The 19,944-nt window shown below is 60.6% G+C and carries 12 protein-coding genes; all 12 read left to right on the plus strand.

Annotation, left to right across the window (positions count from 1 at the left end):
* The first annotated feature begins 81 nt into the window (after window positions 1-81).
* The 12 genes from RhoFasB10_RS04880 to RhoFasB10_RS04935 all read left to right on the plus strand — a co-directional run bounded on the left by RhoFasB10_RS04880 (window position 82) and on the right by RhoFasB10_RS04935 (window position 19,902).
* Window positions 82-885, plus strand: coding sequence for a protein phosphatase 2C domain-containing protein (locus tag RhoFasB10_RS04880; RefSeq protein WP_157105405.1), 804 nt, complete (start codon window positions 82-84; stop codon window positions 883-885).
* The gene (locus RhoFasB10_RS04885) at window positions 882-1,523 is read left to right on the plus strand and encodes a hypothetical protein (protein ID WP_167674342.1); all 642 of its coding nucleotides are present in this window, start codon (window positions 882-884) and stop codon (window positions 1,521-1,523) included. The genes RhoFasB10_RS04880 and RhoFasB10_RS04885 overlap by 4 nt, the downstream gene beginning before the upstream one ends.
* On the plus strand, window positions 1,520-3,016 hold the full coding sequence (locus RhoFasB10_RS04890) for a DUF4407 domain-containing protein (RefSeq protein ID WP_167675385.1): 1,497 nt from the start codon (window positions 1,520-1,522) through the stop codon (window positions 3,014-3,016). The genes RhoFasB10_RS04885 and RhoFasB10_RS04890 overlap by 4 nt, the downstream gene beginning before the upstream one ends.
* A 12-nt stretch (window positions 3,017-3,028) precedes the next feature.
* On the plus strand, window positions 3,029-3,664 hold the full coding sequence (locus RhoFasB10_RS04895) for a hypothetical protein (RefSeq protein ID WP_167675387.1): 636 nt from the start codon (window positions 3,029-3,031) through the stop codon (window positions 3,662-3,664).
* A gap of 229 nt (window positions 3,665-3,893) precedes the next feature.
* Window positions 3,894-4,406, plus strand: coding sequence for a protein DA1 (locus tag RhoFasB10_RS04900; RefSeq protein WP_167675389.1), 513 nt, complete (start codon window positions 3,894-3,896; stop codon window positions 4,404-4,406).
* A 392-nt stretch (window positions 4,407-4,798) separates the two neighbouring features.
* A complete protein-coding gene (locus RhoFasB10_RS04905) occupies window positions 4,799-5,839 on the plus strand; it encodes a protein kinase family protein (RefSeq protein WP_167675391.1) in 1,041 nt (346 codons plus the stop codon).
* A 240-nt stretch (window positions 5,840-6,079) separates the two neighbouring features.
* Window positions 6,080-11,422 (plus strand): AAA domain-containing protein, encoded by a 5,343-nt coding sequence (locus RhoFasB10_RS04910; protein WP_167675392.1) that lies wholly within the window; start codon window positions 6,080-6,082, stop codon window positions 11,420-11,422.
* Complete coding sequence (locus tag RhoFasB10_RS04915; protein WP_157105406.1) at window positions 11,419-13,092, plus strand: sigma factor-like helix-turn-helix DNA-binding protein; 1,674 nt, start codon at window positions 11,419-11,421, stop codon at window positions 13,090-13,092. The genes RhoFasB10_RS04910 and RhoFasB10_RS04915 overlap by 4 nt, the downstream gene beginning before the upstream one ends.
* Entirely contained in the window at window positions 13,089-13,763 is a 675-nt protein-coding gene (locus RhoFasB10_RS04920) for a hypothetical protein (RefSeq protein WP_068430391.1), read from the plus strand. The genes RhoFasB10_RS04915 and RhoFasB10_RS04920 overlap by 4 nt, the downstream gene beginning before the upstream one ends.
* A 29-nt stretch (window positions 13,764-13,792) precedes the next feature.
* On the plus strand, window positions 13,793-14,938 hold the full coding sequence (locus tag RhoFasB10_RS04925; protein ID WP_068430394.1) for a DUF6361 family protein: 1,146 nt from the start codon (window positions 13,793-13,795) through the stop codon (window positions 14,936-14,938).
* Window positions 14,925-16,709: a phospholipase D family protein gene (locus RhoFasB10_RS04930; protein ID WP_068430397.1), complete on the plus strand. Its 1,785-nt coding sequence runs from the start codon at window positions 14,925-14,927 to the stop codon at window positions 16,707-16,709. Before RhoFasB10_RS04925 ends, RhoFasB10_RS04930 begins: the two co-directional genes overlap by 14 nt.
* The gene (locus RhoFasB10_RS04935) at window positions 16,702-19,902 is read left to right on the plus strand and encodes a helicase-related protein (protein WP_167675394.1); all 3,201 of its coding nucleotides are present in this window, start codon (window positions 16,702-16,704) and stop codon (window positions 19,900-19,902) included. The genes RhoFasB10_RS04930 and RhoFasB10_RS04935 overlap by 8 nt, the downstream gene beginning before the upstream one ends.
* Window positions 19,903-19,944: the final 42 nt, after the last annotated feature.

Here is a 19,944-nt window from a genome sequence, read left to right on the forward strand (position 1 = left end):
GCCGATCCCGAACCGTTCACAATCGGAGACCCCGGACGGGCTTATTCCGGAACGCATTACGGGGCTCCGTTCGGCGAAGCAATGCCGAGCAACACCGAATGTGACGGTTTCGATTTCCTGGGTTGGAGCATCCGCGCCGCCTCTATCCGCGGCATTGTCCACCGCCAATTCTCCGACCCACGTCAGGACGCATACGCCGTCCGGTACTCGGAGGCCGCCGATCGAATAGTCCTGGCCGTATGTGATGGCGTCGGCAGCGCGCAGTTGTCGCACAAGGCTGCTCGATGTGTTGCAGATCGGCTCTCTGGCTTAGCTCTGACGTCAGGATTGCTCCCGGACATCGACTGGGTCGAGCTCTTCTTCCGAGCTTCCGACGAGGTAGTCGACATCGCTGCCGCAGTCTCGCGTGACGTCGAGACTGCGGCAGACGCTCGACGGATCATGGCCACTACAGCGCACGTAGTCGTCATCGACGGCCTCGCCGCCTCGGGTCCCTGGCATGGGGTGAGTGCCAGCGTTGGCGACTCGACCGCGTGGAAGGCCACGTCGGTCGAAGGGCCTTCCTTCGACGCCTGGGAGCAGATAGCCAAGCCCACATCGGCGGAGGAAGCTGAGTTTGCCGGGAACGCGACGTCGTCGATCCCACTGATCGACGCCGCAGGAATCGCAGTTCAGCCCATCGATGTGGATCCCAATGGTCTCCTGATCGTCTGCAGCGACGGTGTAAGTGATGCGTTCGTCGGTGGCGTCGGCCAAGTCCCACTAGCTCTCGGTGAGGTGTGGGCGTCGCCTCCGAGCGCACTGAACTTCGCGGCGCACGTAGGTTACGGAAGGCGGACGCAGACCGACGATCGGACGTGCATCGCCCTGTGGTCGCCAACATGACGCTCGCTCACCCGCGCTGGCAGGTTGTGACCGACCCTCTGCAAAGTTGCATATCCGTGATCGCGGTCATGCCACTCCTGGCCGGTGTCGCACTCGCATCTCTGATCTGGACGCCGCTCGGCTACGTCGTTGCCTTGTACTTTGTCTTCAGTTTCAAGACCGTGCTGCGCTCGACACGAGCGGTGTTCGTAGGATTGGCGCGAGAAGAGTCAAGCGTTATCGCTGGCTGGACGATTTCCGCCATTGCGGTGGCCGGCATTCTTCTCTCGGTTCCCGTCACTGCAGCGTTCTTACGTGGAGACCTCGACGCGATGGCTGCGCCCGCCCAAGCGTCCGTCGAATCAGGAGTTGACAACCCAATCGGCGAGCTGCCAGCAGCGATATACGGACCATCTTCGGGCATTCCGGACTACTCGATATGCCAAGTAGTGCAGCGGTTCGTCGGAATCGAGCCGACGCACTTTTGCTACACCGGCATTGGGTATGCGCGGCTCTGGCAGATGCCCATTGCCCTGACCACTCTGATCTCGATCACTCTTCTCTATGCGCTGTTTCCTGTCGCGATCGCGTGGCACGTCCGCAGACGACCCCAGCGCACATCCCCTCTTGGTTCGCGTTTCTCGAAGGAAAACCCATGAAGCTCAAGTACTTTCTCGCCCGACTGGCGGGCGCTCGCATCGATGTGCTCGAAAAATTGCCGGGGGCGCTGCCGAAGCAATCTGCGATGGGTGCCGTCCTGTTGACCACCGCGGGCTTTGCTGCGATTTCCGCTGGATACGCCCTGTCCATCACGGGAATCGCGTCAGGTATCTTCGCGGTGCTCGGTGGGCTGGTGTGGGGCATCGCGATTCTCAACCTCGACCGGCTTCTAGTGATCGGGTTGGCGAAGGAAACCGGGTGGAAGCGCAACCTGAGCCTTGCCGCGCCTCGAATCGTCTTGGCCGTCATTCTCGGCGTTGTGATTTCCACTCCGTTGATGCTGCGAGTGTTCGACAGTGAGATAGCCGCGCAGATGAACCGCAATATCCTCACCGCGCAGGAGGACCTGCGTGAGTCGATCAACAACTCGACGATTCGGCAAGACCTCAACGCCGACATCGAAGAGCTCAACCGGCTGCGAGCGCTGATCAATGCCGGTCCGACGGCGGACGTCAGCCAGAACCCCGAAGTTCTCTTGGCTCAGCAAGCAATCGACGATCTCGAAGCCAAAGCTGCTACTCAGAAGGCCGAGTACGACCAGCTTCGCGCAGCTGCGGTTGCGGAAGAAGAGGGCAGTGCAGGCACCATGATTCGAGGGTGCGCCGCGCTGTGCATCGAGAAGCGAAGGCTTGCTGACGAATCCGAGGCTCGCTGGCAGGACACTTTGAATCAGGTGCGCGACAAAGAGAACGAGATGGCCGCGATCGTCTCCAAGGTACAAGTCAACGCGCTCGACAGCAGCGAACGGGCGATTGCCGACGCTGAAGCCGTGGTGCCGGGCCTGCAAGAACAGGTCGATCAGCTCACCGAGCAAGTGAACAGCGCTCAAGATACGAGCCGTGAACTCGAGCAAGCCAACGCGGGCATCATCGCGAGACTGAAAGCGTTGAGCGATGTTTCGGGCAACGATGCGACGGCTGCGATGGCTCGCTACGCGGTGGCCTTGTTGTTCATGGCGATGGAATTGCTCCCCGTCATCTTCAAGATCGTGTCCAACCTGGGCAGCCGGACTGCGTACGACACCGTGGTAGACAGTCACGAGGCGGCCGAGGTCGAACGGGCGACCCAGTCGGTAACTCTTGCGGACGAGAAGGCCAAGCTGCGGCGCAGCTCGGAACAGGTCGCAGAGAAGGACCGGACCGATAAACAACAGGAGCTCATGCTGCGCATCAATGCATCGGTCGCCGAGCATCAAGCAGCAGTCGTCGAAGAGGCGCTGAGCCGTTGGTCCGACCACGCGAAGCGCGTGTCGGACGACCGACTCGATCAGTGGGCCGACGAGATGGAACGCAGCTACAACCCTGGGCGCGCACCGGTGTATGGCTCGAATGGTGGGTTTCAGCAGCATGCCGACTACGGGTATCCGGGGCCGGCACCTGCAACGACCATGACCAAAAGGGTCAACAACCTCAACCCGCCCAGTGATCTGTAACGCGAGGCTGTGATGACCGTTCAATTCTTCGACTTCGATGTCGAGACGCCTGACCAGATCCCTCTCCGCGTTTACTTGATCGATCAGAATCCTCCCGAGCCACGCACACACAGCTCCACTTCGCTGTTGCAGACCCTGGGCGATAGGTTCGCAGCCAGTCCTAGGCTGGATGGTTTGCTTCGCGTCGAGGTCGTCGCGGTGGACTCAAACCACGCGCAACACGTGCTGTTCGACAGCGCTCAGACTCCGACAATCGAACTGCTCAGGCCTACAGAACTACTCGCGGGGCGCTTCCGTCGACCGGCGACCGACCTCACTCGCCGCGTGGAGGACGGTTTGTCCATTGTCGTGCTGCCGGGTGAGCTGGTCGATGCAGATCTTGCGGAGCGAACTTCGACGGTGAACGATGTACAGCCGCGTTTGGTATGGATCGAAGGGGCGGATAGCAGCGTAGAACTGGCACCCACTCACAGTGCCTGGTCAGCTTCACGGACGGTTGCCGAGACAGTGGCGTCCCATGTCCTCGAGTCCGTTGTCGGAAACTTCGTTGCAACCGTTGTCGAAGCGTCCAAATACACCGCTGCGGAATGGGCTGCGTCGTCGGAAGTAAGTTCACTTGTCGACGGTATGTCCTATGTCGTTGCGTAAAGCTCTGCAGCGGAGGGAAATTCGATGTGCTAGGTGCAGTAAGGCTGTATCGGGTACCTACCAGTACGTCTGGGAGGACTACTTCTGCTCCGGTTGCGCGAGAGAATCTTGCAGCAGTTGTTCGTCGTGCGGTGACCTGACGTTCTCTCGTGGCAATCTGTCGTCCAAGTCCAGCCCGGATGCCCGGAGCTGGTGCAGGCTCTGCTCCGCTTCGATTGTCGGACTTGATGTGAGTGCAGGCACCGCATTGTCCTCCTTTCGAGAAACGCTGTCGTCGACCGGTTTGAGGTTCGGCGTCAAAGGGCTCGCAGTGGATCTCGTCCCGCTCAGTCGGCAGGAACACGGGTTGTCGGACATCATCATGGGGATGACCGACAGCTCTTTCGACGGGGCGCGGTGGGACCACCGTGTCAAGATCAGCAAGTATGTTCCCAATTTTTTGTTCGGCGCTGTCCTCGCTCACGAATTGGGCCATGTCTGGATCGCAAATTCTCGGTTCGAGATTGCTCCAACTCACGAACAGTCAGAGGGCATTTGCGAGCTGTTTGCGCATATCTGGCTCCTGGCATCGGGTTTCGATGCGCAGACCGAGCGATGGATCGCCCGGGCGGTGAAACGGAGTGACGCATACGGCAACGGGTACCGGTGGGCTGCATCCGCCTTCGGTGTCCACCGCGGCCCTTCAGTGCAAGCAGATATCACCGACCACTTCGGCGCGAAAGATCGGAACAACCCACGATGACCGTCGACAAAGCATCGCTGACGATCGAAAGCACCTTGGGTGAAGGTGGTTTCGGCACGGTCTACCTGGTCAAGACATCGTCGGGATCGAATCAATTCGCGTACAAAGAGTTCAAGAAAGTCTCCGCGGACGAGCTCGCGAATCTCGACTTGCTCGTGACGTTCCGGAAGAAGCTGTCTGCACCGGAGAAGGCCGAACTCGACTCCTTCGCGGCATGGCCACTCGAGCTCGTAACCAGCAAAGGGGCGACTGTCGGATATCTGATGGAGGTTCTGTCCGATCGCTTCATCGAGCAGTCGATCGTTCAGACGTCAGGAACCGGAAGCAGCCCACGTTCGCTCGACTGGCTTGCGAAGCCGGACCATGCGGCACGTAACGGTGCTTCGCTGGTTGTGCCCGAAGACGACATCGCGACCCGAACAATGTTCGCCGCTAAGCTTGTCTACGCGTTCAATTTCTTGCACAAACGCGGCATCGTGTTCGGCGACGTAAGTCTCCGGAACATTCTCCATGCAGACGCCCCAGCCGAAATCAAGCTCATCGACCTCGACTCGGTGCGAATCGAAAGCCAGTCGCCGAACTTTCGCCAGCCCCACTCGACTGGGATGTTGCCCAAGGAATGTCGCGAAGGCCAGAAGGAACAAACCATCGCGACCGACATGTTCAAGGTCGCCTACGTCGTGTTTTCGATTCTTGCGTCCGTGGTTCAGGTCTCCAACAGCTCGGGGATCGAGAACAAGGTCGACGACGCGGGGATGACACTGTTCGGTCGAGCGCTCAATGGAAAGGCGACTGAGCGCCCTTCCGCGGCGGAGTGGTACCGGTATTTGTACGACCGTGTCGCTGCGCTGATGAACCCGCCAGAGCTTTCGAGCTTCACGGCCACGCCCCGTTATCAACTTCGTGGTGAGCCGATTCAACTCGCTTGGGAGGTCGAGGGACACCGCAGTTTGAAGCTCGAGATGCCCTCGGGGGAAGTCCGCGATCTCGGTGGAAGCGCTTCGAATACGCTGGAGGTTCTTGTAGAGGCCGGCGGGCAGTATCGGCTGACAGCGGAGAACGACAATGGAACTGTCACGGCGACGACGGCCACAGTACGAGTGTTCGATGTACCTCACGTGAAATACGTCGACGTACCGGTATTCAAGTCCGTGCATCACTGTTCGCTCGGTGTCAGTGACGCCGACATGCGCGTAATGACCGATGCCGGAACGGGATTCGATTGGGTGGACACGATGATGTCGACCACGCTGCCCGCTCCGCCTCTGCCCTTCGATCTCGTAGGCAACGTTGTCACACCGGCATTCGGACGCGACGTCGTCGACTGGTCGGGCCTCTCGCAGATGGTCGACGACGCCTTCCGTCCGCCGAAGACACCAGGACCCATTGAAAAGTGGGTCCGAGGTCTTCGACGGCGACTTGTCAGAGAGTAGTGGCAGCTCCTAGGGCTGCTGTGCCATCTTCTGGTCGTGCGCACCAGGACATCGACGCACTAAGGGCGCAGTGTGCAGTCCGTGTTCATTCGAACGAATGAACACGAGCGGGAAATCGCCAGGACACCGAAAACGCTCGCCGATTTCTCTTCGTCTTGCAAAACATGTGTCCGACTCAACCGATACATTGTCGGCAGGGACGAAGACGTCGTCCTGCGATCTGGGCACTTGGAGTTGGCGTTGGCTAGTCGAGAACACGATGCAGAGCTCAAGGGGCGCGTCAAGCGCTTGATGCAGTTCCTTCGGGAGATCGTGAAGTCTCGCACCAGCCCGGTGCAACGGGTGAACGAACATGCTCAGGTCGAATGGCTGTTTCGTGACGACCGCGTCACGCAGATCGATGCGTCGGTGGAGCAAGGTGGAATCGCTGTCCGTGCGCCGCGCGTCAGCCTCGACGATCCTCCGGCAGTGCCGGCAGCTCTTTCCGGCTGGTTGAACCCAGTCGATGTCGCGAACAGTCGAACAGCGCCGATCGCGCTCGCCGACGAGGGCCCCGTTGTCGGATACGGCACGGTACTTCGGGATTCTGTCGAGGCTGCCGCTGTCCGTCGCGAGTTCGCCGCGTGGTCGACTCAGTGGCAAGCATGGGCTGCGTCCGACCGGGTGCGTAGACCACAGGCCGAGCTCCATATGGCACTTCAGATGATGATGCAGGAGCTTGCTGCTCGCCCAGAATCCATCGAGCTCGTACTGGCGTCGGGACTGCTCACTCTGAGTGGGGCAGACCCGAAAGAAGCTGTCCGAACGCACCTCGTCACACAAAGCGCAAGCGTGGAACGAGAGGAAGCGACCGGCGACCTCGTGGTCAAGCTGACGCCGCTGAGTTCACCACGACTCGAAGACACTCAGTTACTCACAGGCCGTGAGGGATTCGATTCATCCGGGTCGCTGGGGCTGCAAGAACTTCTGCGGGAGCATGCGACGTCTCCGTTGAGCGTGGGCATTCTTCAGTTCCTGAAGGAGTGGGCGCCTCGCGCGCTCGGCCAGACGATCGACGTGAACGAGCTTGTCGAGCAACCTGCGTCGACAGCGAACCGGACCCTCACTCCGTCGCCCGCTTTGATTCTCCGTAAGCGCGGGGCATTCGCGTTGGTCGAATACTACGAGAAGATGATCGCCGACGTGGATGGCGACGACTCGCCGGTTCCGCTCGGTCTGGCACAGCTGGTCGAAGCCATCGAGCCTGACGACCGACTCGACTGGCTCGAGCGACTGGGTGCAGCTGCGTCGTCGACGCTTGCGGATGATCCGCTGTTCCCATTACCGGCCAACGCGGAACAGTCGCAAATTCTGGAACGCTTGGGCAGGGACAGCGGTGTTGTCGTCGAGGGCCCGCCGGGGACCGGCAAGACCCACACCATTGCGAACCTGGTGTCGGCTCTGCTCGCTCGTGGGCAACGAGTCCTCGTCACCAGTGAGAAGTCGCAAGCGCTCAGAGTTTTGCGTGACAAGCTGCCTGAAGAGATGCAAGAACTCTGTGTCTCGATCACCGACCTGGCGCGCGGCGGATCGCATGAGCTGAACAAGAGCGTCGCCACGATTGCCGAACGCAAGTCGTCCTTCAACGAGCGGACCGAAGAGCAGCGAATCAACGACCTTGCTGCTCGACGCCAGAAGGCGCGGCAGACTCGATCGACGGTCCTCGAACGCATCAGGTCACTTCGCGAAGCCGAAACGTACCAGCACCCGCCCGTGGCAGTCGGGTATACGGGCACGGCTGCGACGATCGTCAAAGAAGTCATGGCGCACGAAGACGAATTCGCTTGGCTGCCCGGGCCGTTGCTGGTGAACGAGCCGCCCCTCACGGGTAGTGAAGTCGACGAGTTGCGTGGGTTGATCAGGTCTGCATCGCCAACGCAGTCGGATCGGCCACCTCGCCCGCTTCCTTCTATCGACAGTCTCCTGCCTGACCGGCGGGCTCTGGAGAAGCTCTTCGCAAGGGTCAATACCGAGGTTGCGACGGACGGCGCGGAGTCTGCCCAGCTCATTCAAATTTTAGGCGGCGTCGACCCGGCGACTGCGCAGCGAGTGCGTGAGCTGTGTGAGTCGTTAAGCGGACGCGTCGACGACGTTCGTCAGCTGGCGCCACATTTCCAACAGCTTGCGGACGGCGTGATGTCCGGCGACGCGGAATATCTCTGGGCCCGTGTCGCGAACCTCCCGGCAATTCTCGATGCAGCCGTACGTGCGGATTCGCTTGTAGGACATCGTGACATCCACTGTTCGGACACATCGGCGCAAGCGCTCGTGGTCCTCGACAACTTGGCGTCGGCACTCGAATCCGGCACCGAGTGGAAGTCTGGCCGATTCTTCAAGAGTGATCAGCAGAAAGTCTTCGAACAATCCGGCATTATTGCCACGGTCGACGGGGCGCCCGCCACGAATGCCGCGACAGTGCGAGCGGTCGCGGAACATGCGAGAACTCTCGACGCAATCCGCGCTGCAGCAATACTTCTTGCTGATCTGCAGATCCCAGTGGTCACCGATGGCTCGCGTGGCTTCCAGGTCAACGCCCTGCAATCCACCACGCGGGCATTGGAACAACTGCGCGCAGTCGTCGCTGCGCGAGACGAACTCGTCGATCAGCTAAGGACGATCTCAGCGACACACCCCCGAGTGCGGTCACTGGCAGAAGCGTCGTCGATAGCGGGTGCTGCCGGCGCGATCGCGACGCGAGCAGATGTCGAGGATGCGCGGGCGGACCTCGACGCACTCGTTCGTGCAGTAGCCATCGAGTTCGACCGGTCGCCGTCGCCCGAAGGCGACACCCTCGTCCGGACATTGCAGGCGGCCGACACAGACGTATTGGCAACTGCAGTCGACCTGTACGTCTTGGCGTGCACCGAAACAGCGAATCAGCTTCGACTGGCCGAGCTCGAATCGACGCTGGCGAAGTCTGCACCAGCCCTTGCGAGACTCGTCCGCAGCACTGCGGGGGACGAGCAATGGGACGGTATCGGTTTCGGCCTCGACAAAGCATGGGCGTGGCGTCGTGCACAAGAATGGGTTATCGATCAGCACCGAACAGGTCGAGAACAGGAACTCGACGCAGAACTGGACGCAATCGACGCCGACATTGCCCAGCTGACGTCTCAGCTTGCAGCGGCGAGCGCGTGGCGGGATTCGCTGAAGCGAATGACAGCAAGCGAAGTCCAAGCGTTGCAGACGTACCGCGACCACATCGCGAATCTCGGCATGGGAACGGGAAAGTACGCCGAGAAGTACAGCAGTGCAGCACGTTCGGCAATGCTCGACGCGCAGAGTGCAGTGCCGGCATGGGTGATGCCGCTGCAGCAGGTCCTCGATTCGATTCCTGCGAAGCCGAATACGTTCGATGTTGTCATCGTCGACGAAGCCAGCCAGGCCGACATCACCAGTTTGTTCTTGTTGTGGTTGGCTCCCCGCGTGATCGTGGTCGGCGACGACAAGCAATGCACACCGAGTGAAGTGTCCAGCGGTGCACTCGACGCAATCTTCGAACGGCTCGATCTCTATCTGCATGACCTTCCGGAGCACGTACGGACGACTCTGACGCCGCGATCGAGTCTGTTTTCCATGCTGCGCACCAGGTTTGGGCAGGTCGTTCGGCTACGAGAGCACTTCCGGTGCATGCCAGAGATCATCAATTGGTCGAGCAACCAGTTCTACCGTGACTCCCCGTTAATTCCGGTCCGGCAGTTCGGCGCGGATCGACTCCCGCCGCTGGCCCACACCTATGTCGAAGGCGCCTTCAACGTCGGGAAAAGCGCTACGCTGCGGAACGAGGCTGAAGCAGAGGCGCTCGTTGGCCAGATGATCGAGTGCTTCGACGACCCTGCCTACGACGGCAAGACGTTCGGTGTTGTTGTGCTGCAGGGGCAGGCGCAGGTTGACGTTATCCGAAACTTGTTGTGGGAAAAGATCAGCACTGAGGTCTGGGACGAACGTCAGTTGAGGGTCGGTACTCCGCCAGACTTTCAGGGCGACGAGCGGCATGTCGTCATGTTGTCGATGGTTGTTGCGCCAGAACAGAACTTCGCATCATTGACGAAGAACGAGTTTCAGCGGCGGTTCAATGTCGCGGCGTCACGTGCCCAGGACCAGCTGTGGCTCTTTCACTCCGTGACACCCGACCGGCTGAAGTCGACCGACCTTCGTAAATCTCTTCTGACCTACGTCAGCTCGACGTCCCCGGCTCCGGCGGCGGCTATGCCGGAGAACGTCAGTCGGGACGTCCGCCAAGCCCCGTTCGACAGCCTTTTCGAGCAGCGTGTGTTCAACGACATCGTCGCTCGCGGTTATCACGTTAATCCACAAGTCGAGGTCAACAACCGCCGACTCGATTTGGTTGTTACCGGTGGGGCGTCACGACTTGCCGTCGAATGTGACGGCGATGCTTGGCATTCGACGCCTGACCAGGTTCGAGCCGACCTGGAACGAGAACAGGAAATCAAGCGGGTCGGATGGACGTTCTGGCGTGTTCGTGAGTCGGAGTACTACCTCGATCAAACAGCTGCGCTTGCATCCCTCTGGGACACGCTCGATCAGCTGGGAATCCCGCCGTATACCGTTGCCGCACCAGTAGCAGACGAGCCGCAATCGACGTGGGCTCCGGTTGCGTTGACCGCAGACGAATCGATCGCGGAAGAGGTTGCAGAGGAAGAAGCACTCTCTCTGGCGCCTGTGGCAGCGCCGGTTGTCGTAAACCCGGCTGTGGTCGAACGCGCACTTGCAGCTACTCCGAGTCCCGAATCCATTGTCCGAAGCCCCTCGCGTACAACGCGGACCGCCGCGCCCGCAGCGCAGCCTGTGCAAGACGAGGACCCTGTACCAGCGGGTGATTTGAGGTCGGTAGTTCTGCGGTCGCTCGAGTCGGCCGGTGCAACACAGATTGATCTCGAGCAGGCTCTGCGTCTATCACCAGGAGCGCTCGACGACCTGCTGAATGAACTGGTGCTGACTGGACGTGCTCAGGCTCAATCGACCGGTAGTGCCCTGCGCTACACGCTGCGTTCGTCCACGACGGAAGCCAAAAAGCCGACGGCGAAGACACGTACCCCAGCAACCGAGCCGAAGCGCACTGTCGTCTCGCGAAAGGACATTCGACAGGAACTGCTCGACAGGGCTCAGAAGTCGCAAGTATCGGCAACCGAAGTTGCCGACCATCTCGGTGTGGACAAAGTCATCGTCCGCGGTGTCGGTCGAGGCCTTGTCGTTGAGGGCTTGCTCGAGCAGCAAGGCGACAGCTACGGGATAGTGCGTCCCGCATCCGAAGAAATCGCTGTTGCAGAGCCGAGCAGCGCAGGGCCGCGGATATCTACTGCGCCGGAGGTTCCGAAGCCGAATAACGCTGTCGCGAAGCAGCTTCTGGTCGCAGCAGCGTGGGACTCGGGTCAGAAGCTCAACATCGCGAGGGCCTGCCGCGTGACCGGCTACAGCCCCGCTGAAGTTCAGTCGGTACTCGAAGAGCTGGAGCAGGAGCAGAAGCTCGTTCGGCAGACGGATGGGACCGCGTCGGTGTGGGTGAAGAACCGGCACCGATGAGCGCGACGCGAACAGTGCGACCGCTGCGGCAGTGGCAGGCCGAGGCGCTCATGCAGTGGCAGAGGAACGGTCGGCGCGGAATCATCGAGGCGGTCCGCGGAGCGGGGAAGGACGAGGTCGGTATCACCGCGATCTCGTCCGCGGTCGAGCAGGGGAGTAGCGCACTCGTTCTCGTACGGGATGCGGATGCGGTCGCCCGGTGGAAGCGAGCCATCGAGAGTGCGGTGCCGAAGGCTCGAGTGCACGTCGTCGGAGCAGCGTCGGATGGTCACGCGAATGTGACTGTTGCGAAGGCCGATTCGATCAACCACCTGTTTCCTGGTAGCAGGCGAGTCGCTGACTTGCTGATTGTCGACGATGCACATATGTTGCGGGAGTCGGTTGTCGCGAGTCTCGTGGCCTGTCAGTTTCGACAGACGTTGGGTTTGGCGCGCTACGGTGTCGGCTCGATCTCCTCGTCGCTGGCCCGAGCGCTGGGTGATGCCTTCGTCGCGTGTGACTACCCCCGCGCACAACGGGACGGACACCTTGCGCCGTACCGAGTCCTACTGGTTGGCGTCCCGTTCAAGGCAGAGGAAGCCAAGCGCTACAGCAAGCACGACGACGCCGCGAAACGCGCTCGTGCGGAACTGGCCCGCCGGTATCGGTGCAGACTCAACAGCGAGGACAACTTCGAACTGGATGTCCTACGGCTGGCAGACGGCCCGTCGTCCGACGCCGGAACTCAGACGGCGAGAAGGTATCTCACATCGGTGAGTGAGCGGCGCGACTCGTTGGACGAATGCATTGGAAAGACATTCGCGCTGAGGGAAATTGCGCATCGTGTCCAGCCTGCCGGACACACATTGGTGTTCACCGAATCGAAAGGGTTTGCCAGCAGGTGCGCAGAGGCGTTGTTGGAAGAGGGTCTTCTGGCTGCACCTTTCTCGCTCGACCTGGAAGCCGGAGATCGGCGCGAGCTCCAGACGACGTTCGACCGCGGAGTAATGAGCGTGCTTACCATGCCATCACACCTCGACGCGATGACTGACATCCCTGACGCGTCGACGGCCGTGCTCGTAGCGTCGAGCCGTAGTCGGCGTTCGATGTTGCACCGGATGGGCCGCGTCGTCGGCAGTCTGGGGCCAACGACACCGACGCAGGTTGTCGTGCTGTACATGGAGGACACGGTCGAAGATCCGAAGGCAGGTGGCCGAGGAACCTACCTGGACGAGCTGACATCATCGGCTACCGAGGTGGTCACGAGAGATGTTCTAGGCGCGGTCGCGCAGCTTGCCGAATGGCTACAGGCTCAACCCGCACGTAGGTCCGTCGAAGCGGGCGTGCGCGACGATCGGTCGTTGGAGGAGCTCGCGTTCCGGATGGTCGACGACGGACCGTCGACTGAGTCCGACAGGGGCGACCGAGGATCGGAAGAGATCCGAGAGTTGCTGCGGCGCGCGGAAGCAACCCCGACTATGGACGAGCTCGACGCAGTACTGCGCAGCCTTGCCGTTCTCGAGGAGCGTGAGGTGGAGATCGTCATTGCCCGCTACGGACTCGACGGCGATCCTCCTCGCACGTACCCGCAGATTGCTGCACGTGTGGGCGTAACGGCGGGACGGGTTAGTCAGGTAGATAAGAATGCAATCCAGAAGCTTCGCCTGGGGAATAGGAACTTCCAGCAATGACCTCGCAATCCGAGATCGAGATGACCGAGAAGTCTGATGTGTCAAAGACAATGGCGCTGTTCGACAAAGCCCTGGTGGCAGCGAACAAGTTGGTGGATGCGCGCGTGGACCGGCTCTACGAACGTCACCCTGAAGCCACCGCCGACCAGCTGGTCAAGAAACTGGAAACGACGTTTCTTTCGTCTGTGACAGCCACTGGAGCGGCAACCGGCGGAGCAGCAGCAGTTCCGGGTGTGGGCACCGCTGCAGCGCTAGCAATGACTGGTGGAGACGTGTCGTGGTTCATGACCGCTGCGTCGGGTCACATTCTCTCTGTCCTGAAGATACATGGAGTAGGAATAAGAGATCTGGAGCATCAGAAGGCGATTGTGCTTACGGTGCTCGTTGGTGGGGGCGGGTCGACCTTTGCCGGAAAAGCTGCTGGTCGCACGGGATCCCACCTGGGAACATTGCTCGCGAAGAATGTTCCGCTGTCGACCATCCGGTCAATCAATCGGGTACTTGGGGTCAACTTCGTAACCAAGTTCGGCACCCGCCAGGGGATCTTGGTTCTCGGTCGTGCAGCGCCATTCGGCATTGGTGCCGCGATCGGCGCGGGTGGCAATCTGTTCTTCGGTCAGGGAGTCATCAAAGCTACCCGAAAAGCGGCCGACGTCGCGCGGACACTGTAGATCGACCATTGCCACAGAAAGGAACGCTCGTGTCGGATATAGCGTGGCTGGATACCTCGCCTGACGAGGAGCGGCGGATGCGAGAACTCGTCAAGCTGTTCTCCGATTCGGGGACGCTAGATGACATTGGCATCGGTCAAATTCGAGATACTCTCTCAGACACACTTTTTCCGGCCACCTCCACCGTGCATACACGGGCGAAGTACTTCCTGTTTGTGCCCTGGATCTACGCGGAAGCCACGAAGAAACATTCGGGAACCATGGCCCGCACTAAAGCGCGGGACGCGGAGCGTAGATTCATCGAAACAATGCGAAAAGCCGATCACACCAACGGATTGATCGGGCGAGTCGCGGGTGCCAGCGTCAACACGTTGCCGTCGAATCTGTATTGGGCGGCGCTAAAGAGGCTTGGCATCCGACTCGATGGTCCGCAGAGCTCGACGTGGAACATAAGCCTCGATGCTCCAGTCGGGTTCCCTTCGCGCGTCGACTCTGGTTTCGATCTGAGTCACTCCGAGGCGAGCTGGCTTCAGGAACGAATCCTGACTGCGGCACCGACCTCATACTTGGCGCACTTGGTGCGAGATGGGCTGGACGATGATGTAACTGCAATTGCAAGGCCGTGGGACCACCCAGCACTGCACAAGGCTCCCGACGAGTTGCGTCGACTGGTGGAGCACGCGCGGTTGTTCTCCCTCACTATCAACGGCGCGGGGCTGCTGTACAACTTGTTGTTGGCTGAGAAGCACGAGCAAACCGTCACACCCGGCGACGTGAGTCGCGTCGAGCAGTACCGTGAGGCGTTGGATGACTGGGCAAACGAATTGTCGGCCGAGGCGCGTGTGGTCGGAGAATGGGATGTCTCCGCGTTTTGGGCTGGGGTTAATGCTGGTCGAAACACTCCAATTCCGCTGCCCACGAGGATGTTTGTCGATTCTTGGCTCACCGCCGTGCGGTCGGGTGCAGCGTACGACCCAGCACGGTCGAAGGATCTCCGCGGGTTGATCGCCGACCGTGAGAGAGCCAACAAGGGCGAGCAATCTCGGCTCAACAATGCCCGGCTGCTGAAGGAATGGTCCGGGGCTTCGGGCGCCGGCCGTCTGATCTACCGGTGGTCTACCGTGCAGACGCTGGTGGGCGACATCAAGGAGGGTCTCGATCGTGCTGCCGCCTGATAGTAGGGTCACCCTGCTGGACCGTCTCGAGCCGCCGCAGGGGCACGTCGTATCGCATGTTGTCGGTACGACCTACACTTTGGATCTCGACAGCGCGCTACTGCCGTCCCTGGCCCTTTCACGGAGTGCCTCTGCGGCGTCGGCGGACCCCTTGGAAACCATTGCCGCCGTCCAAGCAAGCATCGACAAGATCGATGTGTTCCATCAGCGTGGGATGATCGCAGTACCTACCAACCGCTCACGTCTTCACACCTTGTTGGAACCCGCGCTCCACGCAGTTCAGCATTCCCCGAAGTATCTGTTCCACCCCAAGTTGTGGGTGGCGCGGTACGAGTCGGAGGCGACCGGAGAGATTGTCTTTCGACTATTGGTCCTGAGCCGCAACCTTTCTCGATCACGGTCATGGGACGTCGCTATCACGCTCGACGGGGTTCTCGAGAACGGTCCGAGTGCCAAGAACAAGCCCATCGTCGACCTGCTGCGATACCTCACGACCTCGGTTCAGCCGAACCTCGAGGAGAACCGCGCGGTGCGCATTGCCGCCCTAGCAGAGGAGCTCCGAAGGGTCCGCTGGGATCTACCCACAGGCGCAACCGATCTGACGTTTCATGTCTTCGGCGTCCGGGGTTCGCGGGCTCCCGAGCCGGACTTCTCCGGCTACAAGCACCTCGTGGTGTCGCCGTTTCTCACAGACGGCGGTCTGACAGCTTTGGCAGAGTACGCCCGAGGGCCAGTGTCGGTCGTGTCGCGTCAGGAATCGTTCGACGCATTGTCCGATGACATGGTTCCATGGATAACCGATCCGTTCGTGCTATCGCCGACTGCTGGCATTCCCGCAGACGATCAAGAGTCCACAGGTGGTCCCACCCTGGCGGGTCTGCATGCCAAATTGTTCTGCGTCGAACGAGACCGAAGAGCACACCTTTTCATCGGGTCGGCGAATGCCACGGACAATGCGTTCGGTGGGAACATCGAGGTCTTGGTCGAGCTGGCTGGTAAGACAGGGATTTTCGGAGTTGACGCGCTTCTCGGCAAGGGGGGATTCGGGTCGATCCTGCAGTTGACGACCATCGAATCCGTCAACGAACCGAGCGACGATCCGCAGTTTGCACTCGACCAACAGCTTCGACAGTTGATTTTCTCGATACAGCTGAGGGCCGAACTGAGCGGGGACGAAGACAACTACGCTCTTCACGTCACCAGTGCGGAATCGATCTCGATCGCACAAGGATTGTCGCTGACAATCTCGCTTCTTTCGGACAAGGCCACGTCGGCGGCAGTGGACTCCACCGGTGCGATCGACTGTAACTTCGCTGGTTTGAGGCTGTCGGACGTGACGGCGTTTTTCGTGCTGACCGTCAGCGACGAAGACGGACGTCGAAGCTCGGCCGTGTTGATGGCGGAGCTGATCAACGACGTCGATGCCCGTATGAGCTCGATCGTGACGAGCGAGATCAGCACACCAGACGCATTCCGCCGCTTCCTCGCCCTCTTGCTGGCCTTCGGGGCGCCAAGCGTCGCTGTCGACAGTGATGGTGACGAGGCCGGCGAATTCGATGCGAGCGGCCGCTGGAACGTGTTGGAGAACGGGCTCTTCGAACAGATGCTCAGAGTGTCGACGTCGAACGAGCAAGTCTTGGAGCATTTGGCCGGTGTAGTGACAAGCATCATCAGTCAAGATGACCCGAACGGTGTTCTGCCAGAGGGGTTCCGAGAGCTGTGGTCGGCCGTCTACCACGCAGTCGAGGAAGGTATGGCAATCAATGGCTGATATGGAACGATTCGACGCGGAACACCATCTGTCCCAGTTACGTCCGTTTCAGCGGGCAACGGTCGATCACGTGTCCGATGTGCTCTACGGACAAAAATCCGGCACCCGATTCCTCGTTGCTGACGAGACGGGGTTGGGTAAAACTATGGTCGCACGGGGCGTAGTGGCGCGGGCGATCGAAGCGTTGCAGAACGAGCCGGACGTCGAGCGGATCGACGTCATCTACATCTGTTCGAATACGGATGTCGCGAGACAGAATATTCAACGTCTCGACATCCTCGGCAATAAAGTGACGATGTCGACGCGGTTGAGCCTGTTGGCGACGTCCACCGAAGCGTTGAAATCAGCGCCGGGAATTGCGGGTAAACCGATCAACCTTGTGTCGCTCACGCCTAAGACGTCCTTCGCTGACAAGGGATGGCGGTCCGGTACCGCGCGAGAACGCGCTCTGCTTTTCGTTATTTTGGCCGACCACCTGCAGCTCACGGGTGCGATGAAGACCGCGGCGTATCGGGTACTGCAGGGCACTGTGTCGAGCCTCGACAGATTCAAGCAACGCGTCGCCGATCTGGAATTTTCGCTGGGAGCATCGCCGGGCAAAGCCGTCTTGATGTTGGACGAGGACATCGTCTCGACATTCCTGCGTCAAGTCTCGGAGCCAGGACCGGACGGCAGCACAGTGCTAGAGAGCTTTCACGACCTGGTCGATAGGACTGCGGGCAAACCGGCGGTGCCAGGTGGGTATGCCGCGTCGGCAGCGGTGATCGGTGATCTCAGGAGGGTGCTGTCGCGTGCCGGTGTCGAGGCACTCGAACCGGACCTCGTCATCCTCGACGAGTTTCAGCGATTTACAGAGCTTCTCGACGTCGACAGTCCTGTGAGCGAGCTCGCGCACGACCTGTTCAACTATCGCCACGCGAAGGTATTGCTCCTCTCTGCGACGCCCTACAAACCGATCGACGACGGGTCTGACGGTGACGGGACCCATCAGTCCCAGTTCCTCGGGGTGCTCGATTTCCTGGCGCAGGGAACCAGTGGTGAGGGCTCCCGTGTGATAGCGAAGCTGCTGGAAGAGTACCGGCAAGCGGTGAAGAACCGCCAAGAGCCGGGAGAGCTGCGGGACCGAATTCGCACGGAGCTTTTGACGTTGATGTGCCGAACGGAAAGACCTCCGCGTCTCAACGAGTCGATGGTCGAGGAGCGGCGAACCGCATCTCCGCCGATCTCTGCGGCAGCCGTGCAGCAGTACAAGACTTTCGCTGAGCTCGCGCAGAGGGTGGATGCCAGGTTCTCGATGGACGTCTGGAAATCGGTTCCGGAGCTCGCGCACTTCCTGGACAGCTACCAGCTCGGTCGTCGTGTCGCGGAGAAGATCGGTGACAAGGACGTTCGGGAGTTGGTGGAGTCGCTGGATCGGCTCGATCCCACTGTCGTCGACGACTTTCAGCCGATGACTGTGTCGAATCCGCGTCTCGAGGTTCTCATGGACCAGACGACGGGTCAGGACTGGCAGAAGCTGCTGTGGTTGCCCGCGTCCCTCCCATATCTGAAGCCAGCAGGGCCGTACGCGGATGAGAGGGCGTCTCGAGTAACCAAGAAGCTTGTGTTCTCTCAGTGGACGGCAACCCCGACCGCGGTCGCGTCCCTGCTGAGCCACGACGCAAGTCGCAGAATCGCGCGGTCAGGAGTCGAGACCGGACGCGCTGTTACCGCTTCACACGAGAATGTGTCGCAACGATTGCAGTTTCGTCGCCGAGGTGACCAGCTGACTGCAATGGCTGGTTTCCTGCCGTTTTTCCCGATGCCGGGCCTGGCAGACATGGCTGACCCGCTGCGTCGTGCCGGCGCTGCGGGACGTCCGTTCGACCCAGAGTTTGCAGTGTCACGTATCGCGGCAGAACTGTCCTCCAGCCTTCCGCCGGGTGCTCGAGAGACAGGGGCCAGCGAGGTCGCCTCCTTGGTCTGGCAATGGCCGCTCGCACTCAGCGACTCCAAGCTGGATGAGGCGCTCAGCGGCAAGGTCGCAAAACTGAGCGCAGCCGACGCCATTGCCGGGCGTGGGGCTGATACGGGCGTCGAGAGTGATGACGACAGATCCGATCAGTCGACTGTCATCGATGAGTACGTGCAGGCGGCGGTCGAAGCTCATCGACGGCGCGATTCGCTGGATCTCTCGCGAATCCCGGCCGAACTGACGACTTTAACCGCTCGTCTAGCCATGCACTCACCTGCGAACTGCGCGTGGCGCGCGTTTGGACGGTTATCAGTTGACACGTCGCGTGTGACGGTCGGTGGGCAGTGGCGAGCTGCAGCGATTCTGGCCTCCGGGCTGCGGACTCTGTTCAACAGATGGGAGTCCGCGCTGATTCTCGACCACTTGTACGCGGAAGAATCCTCCTACTGGCAGCGGGTCCTGCGGTACTGCGCCGATGGCAACCTTCAGGCGGTGCTCGACGAGCACCTCTTCCATCTCGTTCAGGTGGAAGGCAATAGCGATTTCGACGATGAGAAGCTCATTGCCTTCGCCTGGCATGCAGCGAGTGCGCTCAAGCTGAAGCCCGCCGTCTACAAGGCGAAGGATCCGCTGCAGAAGGGTAACGACATCGACTTCTCGTGCCGCTTCGCGCTGCGGTACGGCGACGCGCGGCAAGAGGAGGAGTCGGCGCGGCCCGGCGAGATACGCGAAGCCTTCAATTCGCCGTTCTGGCCGTTTGTGCTGGTGTCCACGAGCGTTGGCCAGGAGGGGATCGACTTTCACCCTTGGTGCCACAACCTGGTCCACTGGAATGTGCCAGGCAGTCCGGTCGATTTCGAGCAGCGAGACGGCCGCGTCAACAGGTTCCGTGGGCACGCTGTTCGACGAAACATCGCAGATAGGCATAGTTCAGCGATGTTGGCGGCGGACAACCCGTGGCGCGAGGCGTACCGGTTGGCGGCGCAGGATGCTCCGAACGCCGAGATCGCCGGTCTGGCTCCGGACTGGATCTACCCAGGGCCACACAAGGTCGTTCGCGACGTGTTGCCTTATCAACTGAGCGTGGATACGAACAGACTCAACAGGACTCGGGAGCGGGTAGCACTGTACCGACTGACGTTCGGGCAGCCGAGGCAAGGGGACCTGCTCGAATTATTGCAGTCGTCCGGGGTTACTGATGAACAGGCGGATTCGTGGCGTATTGACCTCAGGCCGTGAGGACCGTAGTGCGTAAGTGCGGAGAGCCGAGTATTCACAGGA

The organism is Rhodococcus sp. B10, from assembly GCF_011770055.1.
Taxonomy (GTDB): Bacteria; Actinomycetota; Actinomycetes; order Mycobacteriales; family Mycobacteriaceae; genus Rhodococcoides; species Rhodococcoides kyotonensis_B.